This is a genomic window from Sellimonas intestinalis (assembly GCF_001280875.1).
GTDB classification, from domain to species: Bacteria; Bacillota; Clostridia; order Lachnospirales; family Lachnospiraceae; genus Sellimonas; species Sellimonas intestinalis.
This window is the reverse complement of the sequence record NZ_LGAJ01000003.1, coordinates 556,280-569,476: the sequence shown is the minus strand read 5'-3', so window position 1 is coordinate 569,476 and position 13,197 is coordinate 556,280. Positions and strand designations below refer to the sequence as shown.

Genomic DNA, 13,197 nt, shown 5'->3' with positions numbered 1-13,197 from the left:
CTATACATGCAGAGTCTGCTGAATTTTATCGGTGTGAATATCCGTTCCGATGACGCACACCTTACCGGTGTAATCCGGTTTTGCGTCACGGATTTCATATTCTCCCGGCACATAGTCAAATTCCATCCATGTTCCATCCATTCCTTCAACAATTCCCTTGGCACGCAGAACAGTGCCATAGGTATGTTCCTCTGTCAGTGCGTCCAGGAACCGCTCAATCTCTGTTCTCTCATATTTTTCAGCCGTCTCAGTGCCCCAGCTTGTGAATATCTCATCCGCATGGTGATGTCCCTCATGGTCATGGTGATGTCCATGACAGCATCCGTTTTCATGATGACTGTGATGGCAACACTCCTCATCGTGATGATGCCCGTGATGGCAGCATCCGTCTCCATGATGGTAATGCTCCTGGTGCAGACATGCTTTCTTGAGAAGATCCGTTGGCTTAGACGTCTGCTCAACAGCCTTACGGATTACTTCGCCGTCCAGCTTGTCCCATGGGGTGGTAATGATGGACGCATCCGGATTCTCCTCCCGGATCAGGTGAACCGCCTCTTTGAGTTTCTCGTCCGTCATGGATTGGGTACGGCTCAGTACGATTGTAGCAGCATGTTCAATTTGGTTGCTGTAAAACTCTCCGAAGTTTCTCAGATAGCTCTTTACTTTCTTGCCATCTGCAACTGTAATACAACTGTTCAGTTCGATCCCGCAATCTTCCTCCACATTTCTGACTGCACCAGCCACATCGGAGAGTTTACCCACGCCGGATGGCTCGATGAGAATCCGGTCCGGATGATACTGCTCCACGACTTGTTTTAGTGCTTCACTGAAATCACCAACAAGGGTGCAACAGATACATCCGGAGTTCATCTCCGTAATCTCAATTCCAGCATCTTTTAAGAATCCGCCGTCGATTCCAATCTCGCCGAATTCATTCTCGATCAGTACGATCTGTTCCTTCTGAAATACGTCCGTTACCAGACGTTTAATAAATGTGGTTTTTCCTGCTCCCAGGAAACCGGATATAATATCTACTTTTGTCATAATGATTCCTTCTTTCTTTTTTCATCGTCTTTTATCATAACAGTTTTTTTCTTCTTTTGAAAGTATTCCTGAGAAAAGTTTCTCCTCCAAAAGAGAAAGGACCGGAAATCCGGTCCCCAATGTGATAGTATGTTTTTTAGAAATTCTCTTAGTTACTGTCTGATTATCGGTCCTTCTGACGTTTCTGTGCTTTCTCTTCATCCTCTTTATTGATACGGGTAGCAAGAGTCTCCTCCTGAGTGTTGCTCTTATGCTGGAGCATACATTCTTCGTCCAGCTCATAGACGGTATTTCCATCCAGAATCAGCTTTCTTGGCATGTCTCATTCTCCTTTTTCCTTTTACTTCCAGTATATGATACCCGCATATTTTCGGTTTTATACACATATATATTTACAACGCCGGATCAGATAGGAGATGTATAACATGAAGAAGAAAACTCCGTTTCCCATGACACCTTTTGATATGCTCGTAGTACCGGAACAGCTCCATATGATGAAGCTGTTTCTTCCCTATCTGCCTTCCGGCACCCAAAAGATGCTGGCACTTTGGATCAAATGTCAGGAACTTACAAATACGATTGCCTATTTCCGGGACTATCCCCGCATCGGCATGGGAGAATGTACCTCCCCAAAGCAGGTCAACGCCATGGAACTTTTCGAGGAGCTTCGTCCTTATATGAAAGAGGACGAGGCTGATCAGATCGACATGGCGCTTTCCGCCATGAGTATGATGGAAATGATGCAATCGCCAGAATCCTCATCCGGGCATCCGGAACCCTCCGATTTTCTGAAATCCATGATGCCTTCCGGTACCGGAGAGATGTTTGATCTTTACAGCCAGATATTTGAAAAAGGAGGCGACGCCGAACATGAATCCGAAGGAGAACCAATGGGACCAATGGATGAACAATCCGGTTTTCCAGAATCTGGATCCCCTGAAACAGGAACTGATGAGGACGGCATTTGAAAGGACACGTGGAAAAACAGGGCGCAATCTTGCCCCTGTTATGATGTCTTTGATTACACAGGCAAATCAGAAAGGCATCCGGTTTTCTGAGGAAGAAATGACTTTGATTCTTCAGTTTTTAAAGGAAGGGAAAAGTCAGGAAGAACAAGCCAGAATCGATCAGATGGTTGCCTTTGTCAATGCAGCCTGGAAAAAACGGATGTAAACAGAATCAGGTATGAGGCAGTCTTTGCCGCTTAAAGCGGCAGAGACGCCTTGCTTTCTTGTGTTTCTAAAATCCTTCTTCTTTTCGCATCAACCGGTTTTCTCTGCGCTTAAGTGCTCCCTCCCACTCTGCCTTTTCATTTTCCGTCTCTATGAGAAGTCCCGGTACTTCCTTGGGCCTGTCCGTCTCATCTAAAGCCACAACAGTGAAATACGCCCGGTTGATGGGCTTTCGGATACCAGTTAAGTCTTCCACATAAGTGTCTACCCGGATCTCCATAGAAGACCATCCGGCGTAGGTCATCTTCGCACGGATCACGACCATATCGTCCTGGTAGGCTCCTCGGATAAAACGGAGGTTATCCACAGAAGCCGTCGTAATATTGCTCATACAGTGCCTTTTTGCGACAATCCCTGCGGCTTCATCAATCCACTGCATCAGTACTCCCCCAAAAAGCCTCCCCGCCGGGTTTAAATGGGTCGGTCTTACGATATGAACGGTCTCTACCATGGAGTCTTCGACACGTTTTACCTTACTCTCTTTCATCTTTTAACCTCTTTTGACTTTCTTTTTTCTGCTGTTTATTATATCATGGTACTACAAAAGAAAAAAGGAGTAAAATCAATGCGAAATATCAGACTGACAATAGAATACGACGGTTCCCGTTTTCAAGGCTGGCAGCGGCTTGGAGCCGGGGAAAGCACTGCCAATACGATTTCCGGGAAACTCTGCGAAGTATTATCCCGCATGACCGGCCAGTTCCCGGAGCTTTTCTGTGCATCCAGGACAGAGACGGGAGTACATGCTTACGCTCAGACGGTGAATTTCCATACGGACTGCACACTTCATACGACGGAAATCCGTCACTACCTGAACCGATATCTTCCATCTGACATCGCGGTTCTGGACGTTCAGGAAGTGCCGGAGCGATTTCATGCATCGTTAAATGCCAAAAGGAGGACTTATCGTTACCGTCTTTCCATTGCAGACGTACCAGATGTGTTTGAACGTAAATATGTCTATCATCTGTTTAAAAAACCAGATGTGGAAATGATGCGTCAAGCGGCCCGACTTTTGATCGGAAGACATGATTTCCAGCGTTTTTCCTCTTCCAAAAAGAAAAAAGGCGGAATCAAAGAAGTTTTTGATATTGATATCTATCAGGGCGGTGAAGAGCTGGAGATTACCATCTGTGCCAACGATTTCCTGCACAATATGGCAAGAATCATCGTTTCCACACTTCTGGATGTGGGACAGGGGATGCGTCCCATAGAGGATATCCCGCGTATTTTCAGCGGAGAGGAGACTGCCTCTGATCCGATTGATCCGAAAGGACTGTTCTTTCAAGGGGCTGAATATCCGCAGGAATAAAAGGGAAAAGCACGGCGGAAAGAATTGCATGATTCCACACACCGTGCTTTCTTTTTATGCTTTCATATATTCCAGTAGTCTCTCGTACTCTTCTTTCATCTGAACGTATCCATGTTCATAGAACGATGTCAGCCTGTCATAGTTCTTCTCCAACCTGGAAATTGCTTTGATCTTTGGACGAAGTACAAAGACTTCCCCCCTCTTCTCAAGCTCTTCGATCTGTTCCATCTGCTTATTGTAGATAAACGGACGTCTTAAGATTGTGCGGACCAGATTCGGATATTTCTTATAGGCGGCCCGGTAGATTTTCGTCTCACCCATGGATGGTTTCTTTTTGCGGTATCCTTCGTTTCTCGTCAGAATGACGATGACTTTGCGTTTGCCTTTTTGCAATGCTCTCCGGATCGGAACCGAATCCGCAAGACCGCCATCCAGATACGGAGTCCCTCCGATCCGGACAATCGGAGCCGCAAGCGGCATACTGCTGGAGGCACGACAGATCTTTAACAGCCGGTCTTTTTCCTGTTTTTCCTCCAGATATTCCGCTCTTCCGGTCACACAATTTGTCACCACCTGCTCACAGCAGATCTTCGACTGAAAATAAGTTTCAAAATCAAACGGGATCAGTTCGTTTGGATACCGGTCGAAAATCATGTCCATATCCATCATACTTTTTTCCTTTACCATCTTGCGCAATCCCAGATAATAATTATATTCTTTTTCTTTGTGTATCATGCATTTTTTTGTACGTCCAATCTGTCTGGACACATAGTCGATAGCGTTGCACGCTCCTGCGGAAACACCAATGACATCAGTCGTGTAAAACTCTTTCTCCATCAGAAAGTCCAGCGCTCCGGATGTAAATACCCCTCTTGTGGCGCCGCCCTCCAAAACCAGAACCGCAGGAACCAGCGTACTGTCCGGGTTTTCATGTCTGTTTTCCATCGATTTCTCCTCCTGCTTTAAAAAAATCATGTGCGAAAAGCCTTTGTCTTTTATAGTATCAGCTTCTTTTTGCCAAGTAAACAGATATTTTTATCTTTCTTTAGTAACTATTTATCATGCAGCCTGAATAGTTACTTACTTTATGGTATACTGATCTTGCTATAAAAGATAAGGAGGAAATTGTCTATGATCAGTAAAGATTTTCATGCATCCAGAAGAGCGCTCTATGCGTCGGTACTTAAAGATGATTCGGTCGGATTTGTCTTTGCGGGCAGGGAAAGGGAATGGAAAGGGGATGAAATGTATCCGTTTATCCCATATGCCAATTTTTATTATCTGACCGGATTTACTTACCCGGAAGCAGTCCTGATGGTGGTAAAACGAAACGGCCATGTACGGGAGACCCTATTCATTGACCATCCGGATGAAAAGGCAAAGCGTTGGACCGGAGTTTCCTACACAAAGGAAAGCGTAAAGGAACAAACCGGTATTGGAAATGTCGATTATTTGGAACGTTTTGAACAAGCAATTCCACTTTTCGGAGAGCCGGGGCTCATCCGTCAGATTTATATTGACATTCCGGGCTGGGAGCGCCCGTTTGTCAAGAATGAAGCCCGGGAGTTTGCTTCCCGCCTCCACGATTTTGATCCGACCATTCCGATCTACAATACTTTCCAGGATCTGGCTTATTTCCGCCAGGTTAAGACAAAGGAAGAGATCGCCTTGCACCGGACTGCATGTGATATTACGGCCATTGGTGTAAAAAACATTCTTTCCCACCTGAGACCGGGGATGCATGAATACGAGATCGAGGCATACTTTGACTTTTCTTTAAAAAGCCATCATGCCGACCATGCGTTTCCGACGATTGCAGCCTCCGGTATCAATGCATGCTGTATGCACTATGATGCGAACGACCGGCAGATGGAAGAAGGAGATCTGATTCTTTTTGACCTTGGCGCCAGATGGGGCGGCTATAATGCTGACGTCAGCCGAACCTTCCCGGTCAGCGGCAGATTCACTGAACAGCAGAAAGCCCTCTATGAAGTCGTATTAAAGGGTTTGGAAGTCGCTATCGCCGCTTCCAAACCGGGACAGCCGAAAAACGAACTCCAGGATCTTAGCAAGCAGGCAATGGCAAAAGAGCTGATCCGTCTTGGCATCATCCAGGAACCGGAAGAAATCAACCGGTATTATTTCCATGGTTCCGGACATTACATCGGCCTTTACACCCATGATGTAGGTGATGACAACGCGCCTCTGGAAGAAGACATGGTCTTTACCTTGGAACCTGGTCTTTACTTTGATGACCTTGGAATCGGAATCCGTATTGAGGATACGCTTCTCGTAACAAAGGACGGCTGTGAAGTATTAAGCGGCGGTATCCCGAAAACCGTGGAAGAAATTGAAACTTTTATGCAGGAATATGCCGCATCCAACGAAACAGCCTCTTTGACAGTGTAAGCCTTAAATTTGTTCCGCATAGTTGAATCGTGTGCATTTTCACATGTCTTCCGGGGAAAGACCTTGCAAAGGGTCGGCGGAGTGTGTTAAGATAAGCGATGGTTATTACACGTATACAATCTGAATTCAAGTAAAGGAGAATGGAACGCTATGATCAGTACAAATAATGTCACGCTTCGCGTTGGAAAGAAGGCGCTGTTTGAAGACGTAACAATCAAATTCACCGAAGGTAATTGCTATGGACTGATCGGCGCCAACGGAGCCGGAAAATCAACGTTTCTGAAGATTCTTTCCGGTCAGTTGGAGCCGACCAACGGGGATGTGGTCATTACTCCGGGAGAGCGCCTCTCTTTCCTACAGCAGGATCATTTTAAATATGACGAATACATGGTGCTTGACACTGTCATCATGGGAAACGCAAGACTATATGAAATTATGAAAGAAAAGGAAGCTCTCTATGCCAAGGAAGATTTCACCGATGAAGATGGAATGAAAGCCAGCGAACTGGAGGGAGAATTTGCCACCATGAACGGATGGGAGGCAGAGTCAGATGCAGCCAATCTGCTGAACGGACTTGGTATCGAAACAGATCTCCACTATCAGTACATGAAAAATCTGACCGGTGCTCAGAAGGTCAAAGTGCTCCTGGCACAGGCGCTGTTCGGTAATCCGGATATTCTGCTCCTTGACGAGCCGACAAACCACCTGGATCTGGATGCGATCGCATGGCTGGAAGAATTCCTTATTAATTTTGAGAATACCGTCATTGTGGTCTCTCACGACCGTTACTTCCTTAATAAGGTCTGCACCCAGATCGCTGATATCGATTATGGAAAGATTCAGCTCTATGCGGGAAACTATGACTTCTGGTACGAGTCCAGCCAGCTTCTGATCCGTCAGATGAAGGAAGCAAACAAAAAGAAAGAAGAAAAAATCAAGGAACTCAAGGAGTTCATATCCCGATTCAGCGCCAATGCTTCCAAGTCCAAGCAGGCCACCTCCCGTAAGAAAGCGCTGGAAAAGATCCAGCTTGACGAGATCCGGCCATCCAGCAGAAAATATCCTTATATTGATTTCAGGCCAAACCGTGAAATCGGAAATGAAGTCCTGATGGTGGAAAACCTGACTAAGACAATCGACGGCGTCAAGGTGCTGGATCACGTAAGCTTTACGATCAATCACGATGATAAGGTGGCTTTTGTGGGCAGCAATGAGCTTGCAAAAACAACACTCTTCCGCATCCTGGCAGGAGAACTGGAGCCGGATGAGGGAACTTATAAATGGGGCATTACGACGTCCCAGGCATATTTCCCGAAGGACAGTGGAAAAGAATTCGACAGTAATGATACAATCACCGAGTGGCTGACTCAGTACTCTGAGGAAAAGGACGTAACTTATGTCCGTGGTTTCCTTGGACGGATGCTCTTTGGAGGCGACGATGGTATGAAACGTGTCAACGTCCTCTCTGGAGGTGAGAAGGTGCGTTGCCTGCTCTCCAAGATGATGATTTCAGGGGCAAATGTTCTGATTTTCGATGAACCGACCAACCATCTGGATATGGAGTCCATCACCGCACTGAACAATGGAATGATCAAGTTCCCTGGAGTGATCCTCTTCTCTTCCCGTGACCACCAGATTGTTCAGACGACAGCAAACCGGATCATGGAGATCATGCCAAACGGTCAGATGATCGATAAGATCACGACTTACGATGAATACCTGGAAAGCGATGAAATGGCAAGAAAACGCCAGACCTACTCTACCACAGCAGAGGAAGAAGAGGACGATTAAACTTTAGGCTCATGGCACATACAAAAAGCTGCTCTTGCGGGGAACATTCTCCCACTGGAGCAGCTTTTCTATACGCTAATTTACCATGGTTTCACTTCTTCCTTATAGTAAGTATTCCCTTCTTCCAAGATCTCATACCCCTCGTTTGTCACATCTACAACCGTCACCGCACAGTTTTTATGGACGCCCTCATCCCAAAACTTGCGAATAGGAAGTTCTTTGATATGACATAGGAGCGAACATAAGGTAGCTCCATGCGTGGAGATAAGAATTGTCTTGTGTTCTAGCCTGGGATCTTTTCTCAATTCTTCTAAAAACGATCCTGTCCTTTGTAACAATTCTTCAAAGGACTCTCCCCCTTCCGGCGGCTGGTACAATTCCGGAGCATGGAAAAAATGAAAAAAATTCGGATCCCGAATCTCCGAACCTTCCCCTTTGCAGATCAATCCCTCGTAAATTCCTAGCCCTATTTCCTCAATCCTGGGATCGTCAAGAATTGGTACGCTTCTCTTGCCAATTACCAGTTCTGCCGTCCTTCTGGCCCGTATCAGGGGACTGGTGTATGCAAGATCAAACAGTATATCACGAAGGGCTTCTCCGGTTTCCTTTGCCAGAAGCTCACCAAATGCATTGAGGGGAATATCTGATTTCCCCTGCAGCCTTTTTTCGTTATTCCAGTCCGTCACTCCGTGACGAATCAAATACAGTCGCATGACTCTTTCCTCCTTTTCACTGGAACTTTAGTATAACACGATTTGATCCTCGTTGAAATATTTTATTTAAAAATTATCCTCTTGCCCTTTTCCCAGAACCAGTCTATACTACAAAAGAAGAAAGGAGTGTATCTGATGGAAAAGATCACAAGTTTTACGATAAACCACTTAAAATTACTTCCTGGGGTTTACGTTTCCAGAAAGGACAAGGTAGGAAATACGATGATTACCACCTTCGACCTTCGGATGACAAGGCCGAACTGTGAGCCGGTGATGAATACGGCCGAAGTACATACTCTGGAGCACCTGGGAGCTACTTTTCTTAGAAACCACGAGACTTTCGGTAATAAGACCATCTATTTCGGACCAATGGGCTGTCGGACAGGTTTCTATCTCTTGCTGGCAGGGGATTATGAATCCCGCGATATTTTACCGCTGCTTAAGGAGATGTTTATGTTCATGGCAGAATACGAAGACGAAATTCCGGGAGCTTCTGCCAGAGACTGCGGCAACTACCTGGACATGAATCTTCCAATGGCCCGCTATCTGGCGGTAAAATTCAAAACCGAAGTGCTCGATCAGATTTCCGACGAGCGACTTGTTTACCCGAAATAAAAAACGCACTGTCTATAAACGTAATCGATTTTACGCTTACAGACGGTGCTCTTTTTTCTTTTGCCGGATCACACGTTTCAGATATACGAACGTCCTCTTCTCCCCCTCCTCAGCCAGCATATGAAGAAGCTTTTCCAATACTTTTTTTGTATAAGGATGTAAAAACTGTTCCGAGTTTCCCTTCTCATAATATTCCAGTGGGCTGCAGTCCGTATATTTATCTTTCTGATATGTCTTGGAAGCCGCAATGCGGTCCAGAAACATCTCGTAAATGTATCGGTCCGGCATCTTCATTCCGCAAATCCCGTCTTCCGGACGGGTACTGTAATCCATCCAGTATTCATAGTGATGTTTATTACGTCCTTTATGGTGCAGCCATGCAGTAGAACACCCTTCTGCTTCCCGCTGTGCATTATTAGGACTCCGGGTGCCCTGAAAATACCGGCATCCGACCCCAAATTCACTGGGCGAATACTTGGACAGGTCATGGAGAAGCCCTTGTTTATAGAGTCCAACATAAAAACAGGCTTTCATCACCAGCAATTTGTGCTGTGTGATGGTACGAAAATGTCCCCAGATATTCATTGGTCTACCTCTCTTCTTACTGAACGATGATCAACCGAATGACGGCCAGGATAACCAAATGCAACGGATAGAACAGATAAAATACTACTTTCATATCCCTGCCCTTTTCTCCTTGGTACAGGTGGATGGGAATCAGAGCCAGAACAGCAAACATCTGACTTCTTCCCATAAGCAGTACATTGACAGCCGCCACCGTCAGATCCCGCTTCAGATTCTCATTATAAAAGCAATAAAAGAATAAGATCATCAAAAGCCCCATGGAAGAATAGTCTACCCGAAACATTTCAGCAGCCAGCAAAACCATGAGCAAAGACAAACACTGGAAAACCAGATTATCAAAACAAAGCCACAAATACAGCATCAACACGCCAAGGGCAAGGGTGAATAATACATTCTGTCTTCCCAGATAAAACGGGGTGCCAAAGAGAGCCAGATCAAAGAAAGGCTCCGATATCACAGCGCAGGCGAAAAGCCGAAGTCCATAGCGTGGTACGTTCCTCGTATACATGAATCCGACAGCCGTAGTGAAAGCAAAAATCGGAAAAGAAATCCTGCCGATGATATCCAAAAACCAGAATTGAGGAAACAAAATCAGCCCTACGTGATCGATAAGCATGGTGATCAGCCCGATCCATTTCAACTGGCAGGCTGAAATAGACAGATTATTTCTTTTTGGTGTGTGTTGTTTCATATGTCTCCCCTGTAAAAACCGCAACCGAACGTGCCTCAATCATCGCTTTCCTCTCCTGGCAGATCACAGACTCCTCCCCTAAGAAGCCTTCCCGGTCGGTAGTGGAGAAGATCTTTCTCCATCTCTTTCCCTTTCCTGGTGACGGCAACGCAAACGTGTGATCCTCCCAGTGCATATTGTAGGCAATGTATAGGTCATCTTCTCCCTTTCCTGCCCCGCTGTAGAATACGCCAAGCTGTCTGCTTGCGATCTCATTTGGAACCTGCCATGCATTTTCTCCGTGGTAAGAGATATCCGGCACTCCGCAACGTGCAAGATCGATCCCCTGGCACTCTGTGGATGGATGAAGAGTCTTATGCGCCTTTCTAAACTGAATAAGCTTTCTCACATAGTCTGTGAGCCACTGCTCTTTTGCGGCTCTCTTCCAGTCCACCCAGGCAGTCTCATTATCCTGACAGTAAACATTATTATTTCCATTCTGGGAATTAGCAAACTCATCGCCCGCAAGGATACATGGCGTCCCCTGTGCCATCAAAAGAAGAAAGAAAGCATTTCGCATCTGCTGCTCCCTGAGCCTGAGAATTCCTTTCTTTCTCGTCGGCCCCTCCGCGCCGCAGTTCCAACTATAGTTGTAGTCCGGTCCATCGTGATTGTTTTCTCCATTACGCTCATTATGTTTCCCGTCATAAGAAACCAGGTCATTGAGCGTAAAGCCGGTATGATCTGTGATCATATGGTACTGGTAATCGTTTTGGCTTAGATGCTTCAGATGCCAGATCACACTCTCAACCATTCCTTCATCACCTTTTAAAAACCGGCGCATCACGTTCTGAAAATCCTCATTTTTGACGATGAGCTTCATGTGCTTCAGATAATCGTCACTTTGGATCACTTCAAGTGGAACGGTATATGGATTTACGATAAAACCATCTACATGGTATTCCTGCCGATAGTACCGGAGACATTCGATCATCTTTTGCTTTGGCATCTCATCAAAAAATGGTAAATGCAACACGACTTCAATCCCTGCCTTGTGACAGGAATACACCATTTCCTTTAGCTCTCTTACTGGGTTCCCTTTAGCATAACGCTTCTTTGGAGCAAAGCAGTAGGCCTCCCCATACCCCCAGTAATTGGAGGCAAAGCGGATCCGATCCTCAAACTCATAAACAGGCATACATTGAATCTGGTTAATTCCAAGCTCCTGAAAATAAGGAATTTTCTCAATGATCCCTGCAAAAGTTCCCTTATTTTTAACCCTGGAACTCTGTCCCTTCGTAAAGCCACGTACATGAAGACTGTAAGCAATGACGTCTTCATCCGGAAGATCCAATGGCCGGTCATGCTCCCATTCAAAATCCGGAGTACATAGAACCGCTCTCCTACATTCCACCTCAGTCCCATCCTGTTCTGTTTCCATATATTTTCGAATACCATGAGCATAAGGATCAACATATGGAGCTCCGTCAATCTCATAGATATATTCGTCACCATCCCGAATGTCGGTCTGAATTCCAGAAGAACGAATATCTCCGTACAGGATGTCTTCTTCCATCTGGATCACCCGGTACGGCTTTGTATGATTCCCCCGGTAGATACAAAGTTTACAACTTTTTCCCTTAGGAACCGCTACAGAAAAAGATACCCCCTCTTCCGTCCATAATACTCCTGCCGGTACCGGCCTTTTTTCTTCATGTTTCATTATTTTCTCAGGTCCTTTCCGGCTGACATCTACTGCCAACCATCTACTCCATACATGCCCACATTACTGCGGTCAATAAAGAGCACTTCTTCCAGTGTCTCTTTTTCATATCTTTCCCCATTCATAATCTGTAATGCGACAGTGACTGCGGATTTTCCGATATTAATTGGAGACTGTGCCGCGATCCCCACAACAAGGCTGCCATCCTTGGCAAGCTCCTGTTTGAGTTTGGGAGAACCATCCACGCTGTAGATCATCATCTCGCTTCTGCCTGCCTCTTCGATGGCCTCCAGCGCACCTAGAGCAATCTGATCGTTGCCGCACATGACGGCTGTAATGTGATCCTGCTCTTTGAGGATCCGGGCCATCTGCGTTTTGGCCTCGTCTTTCTTCCCCCCTGTCTCAGATCTTTCCACCACTTCGAACCCTTTTCCGGCGATCGTCTCCTCAAAACCATTGATCCGGTCGATAATGGAATTCTGCGTTGTACATTCCAAAATTACCACCTGGCCTCCATCAGGGGCAGCCTCAATAAGCTTTTCTCCACAGATTACGCCGGCATTGATATTATCTGATCCCACATAAGCGTCCACTTCCTCCCGATCCTGTACCTGAGTGTCCAGGTTGATGATCTCGATATCCGCCTCTTTGAGCTCGGTCAGTGCCGGAGCGATCTTCTCCCAGTCCACCGGACACAAGAAAATAGCCTGGATTCCGTCGGCAATCATGTCCCGGATCTGCTGGATCTGCGCCGTAGAATCTCCCTTCGGGTCTCTGGATATCAGGGTACTGCCTGATTCCTCGATGGCCTCCCGGATGGATGCTTCCAACGTCTCGTAATATGGATTCTCCATGGAAATACAGGAAAACCCGAATTTATATGATACAATCTCTTCTTCCTCTTCTTCCTCTTGCGGCACCGGATTATCCTCCGGAGTACCTCCCGCCGGCTTTGCACAGGATATCAGCCCCATACTGAGAATCAGCAGTAGCGCCGCGATGCCTGCAGCCCATCTTTTGAATTTCATACTGTTTTCCTCCCGATGTGATACTAATCTATCTTATTTTAACTTTTTCTCGCATAGAATGTCAATAGTTCTTGA

15 protein-coding genes are annotated in these 13,197 nt (G+C 46.0%); 6 read left to right on the top strand and 9 right to left on the bottom strand.

Annotated elements, in window-relative coordinates; all coding sequences use genetic code 11:
- Together AOA56_RS03645 and AOA56_RS16100 are read right to left on the bottom strand one after the other, a co-directional pair.
- Positions 1-1,044: a CobW family GTP-binding protein gene (locus tag AOA56_RS03645; protein WP_053768973.1), complete on the bottom strand. Its 1,044-nt coding sequence runs from the start codon at positions 1,042-1,044 to the stop codon at positions 1-3.
- Positions 1,045-1,207: 163 nt separating this feature from the next.
- Positions 1,208-1,363: a hypothetical protein gene (locus AOA56_RS16100; protein WP_167337744.1), complete on the bottom strand. Its 156-nt coding sequence runs from the start codon at positions 1,361-1,363 to the stop codon at positions 1,208-1,210.
- Between the two features lie 106 nt (positions 1,364-1,469).
- Between AOA56_RS16100 and AOA56_RS03640 the strand changes: the two genes are divergently transcribed.
- Positions 1,470-2,012 carry a hypothetical protein gene (locus tag AOA56_RS03640; protein WP_024732612.1) on the top strand — a complete coding sequence of 181 codons (543 nt, stop codon included), beginning with the start codon at positions 1,470-1,472 and terminating at the stop codon, positions 2,010-2,012.
- Positions 1,996-2,217 carry a hypothetical protein gene (locus AOA56_RS03635; protein WP_317425273.1) on the top strand — a complete coding sequence of 74 codons (222 nt, stop codon included), beginning with the start codon at positions 1,996-1,998 and terminating at the stop codon, positions 2,215-2,217. Before AOA56_RS03640 ends, AOA56_RS03635 begins: the two co-directional genes overlap by 17 nt.
- 66 nt (positions 2,218-2,283) lie before the next feature.
- Here the strand turns inward: AOA56_RS03635 and AOA56_RS03630 are convergent, their stop codons facing one another.
- Complete coding sequence (locus tag AOA56_RS03630; RefSeq protein ID WP_048621821.1) at positions 2,284-2,763, bottom strand: acyl-CoA thioesterase; 480 nt, start codon at positions 2,761-2,763, stop codon at positions 2,284-2,286.
- 78 nt (positions 2,764-2,841) lie between these two features.
- Between AOA56_RS03630 and truA the strand changes: the two genes are divergently transcribed.
- The gene (truA, locus tag AOA56_RS03625; protein ID WP_053768972.1) at positions 2,842-3,588 is read left to right on the top strand and encodes a tRNA pseudouridine(38-40) synthase TruA; all 747 of its coding nucleotides are present in this window, start codon (positions 2,842-2,844) and stop codon (positions 3,586-3,588) included.
- 54 nt (positions 3,589-3,642) lie between these two features.
- Here the strand turns inward: truA and AOA56_RS03620 are convergent, their stop codons facing one another.
- Complete coding sequence (locus tag AOA56_RS03620) at positions 3,643-4,500, bottom strand: patatin-like phospholipase family protein (RefSeq protein WP_024732615.1); 858 nt, start codon at positions 4,498-4,500, stop codon at positions 3,643-3,645.
- A gap of 219 nt (positions 4,501-4,719) precedes the next feature.
- Here AOA56_RS03620 and AOA56_RS03615 point away from each other — a divergent pair, with 219 nt between their 5' ends.
- Together AOA56_RS03615 and AOA56_RS03610 are read left to right on the top strand one after the other, a co-directional pair.
- The gene (locus AOA56_RS03615; RefSeq protein WP_053768971.1) at positions 4,720-5,997 is read left to right on the top strand and encodes an aminopeptidase P family protein; all 1,278 of its coding nucleotides are present in this window, start codon (positions 4,720-4,722) and stop codon (positions 5,995-5,997) included.
- Between the two features lie 150 nt (positions 5,998-6,147).
- Positions 6,148-7,788 carry an ABC-F family ATP-binding cassette domain-containing protein gene (locus AOA56_RS03610; RefSeq protein WP_024732616.1) on the top strand — a complete coding sequence of 547 codons (1,641 nt, stop codon included), beginning with the start codon at positions 6,148-6,150 and terminating at the stop codon, positions 7,786-7,788.
- Positions 7,789-7,868: 80 nt separating this feature from the next.
- On the opposite strand, the gene AOA56_RS03605 is transcribed toward AOA56_RS03610, so the two are convergent.
- Positions 7,869-8,501, bottom strand: a complete 633-nt coding sequence (locus tag AOA56_RS03605) for a histidine phosphatase family protein (protein WP_053768970.1) — start codon at positions 8,499-8,501, stop codon at positions 7,869-7,871.
- Positions 8,502-8,636: 135 nt separating this feature from the next.
- Here AOA56_RS03605 and AOA56_RS03600 point away from each other — a divergent pair, with 135 nt between their 5' ends.
- Positions 8,637-9,116, top strand: a complete 480-nt coding sequence (locus AOA56_RS03600) for an S-ribosylhomocysteine lyase (RefSeq protein WP_024732617.1) — start codon at positions 8,637-8,639, stop codon at positions 9,114-9,116.
- A 36-nt stretch (positions 9,117-9,152) separates the two neighbouring features.
- On the opposite strand, the gene AOA56_RS03595 is transcribed toward AOA56_RS03600, so the two are convergent.
- The 4 genes from AOA56_RS03595 to AOA56_RS03580 are packed head-to-tail and all read right to left on the bottom strand — an operon-like array spanning position 9,153 to position 13,122.
- Positions 9,153-9,701, bottom strand: a complete 549-nt coding sequence (locus AOA56_RS03595; protein ID WP_024732618.1) for a DUF5662 family protein — start codon at positions 9,699-9,701, stop codon at positions 9,153-9,155.
- Positions 9,702-9,717: 16 nt separating this feature from the next.
- Complete coding sequence (locus AOA56_RS03590) at positions 9,718-10,392, bottom strand: TraX family protein (RefSeq protein WP_048621826.1); 675 nt, start codon at positions 10,390-10,392, stop codon at positions 9,718-9,720.
- Positions 10,364-12,094 carry an alpha-amylase family glycosyl hydrolase gene (locus AOA56_RS03585; RefSeq protein WP_053769097.1) on the bottom strand — a complete coding sequence of 577 codons (1,731 nt, stop codon included), beginning with the start codon at positions 12,092-12,094 and terminating at the stop codon, positions 10,364-10,366. The genes AOA56_RS03590 and AOA56_RS03585 overlap by 29 nt, the downstream gene beginning before the upstream one ends.
- A gap of 29 nt (positions 12,095-12,123) precedes the next feature.
- Positions 12,124-13,122 carry a sugar ABC transporter substrate-binding protein gene (locus tag AOA56_RS03580; protein ID WP_053085754.1) on the bottom strand — a complete coding sequence of 333 codons (999 nt, stop codon included), beginning with the start codon at positions 13,120-13,122 and terminating at the stop codon, positions 12,124-12,126.
- Positions 13,123-13,197: the final 75 nt, after the last annotated feature.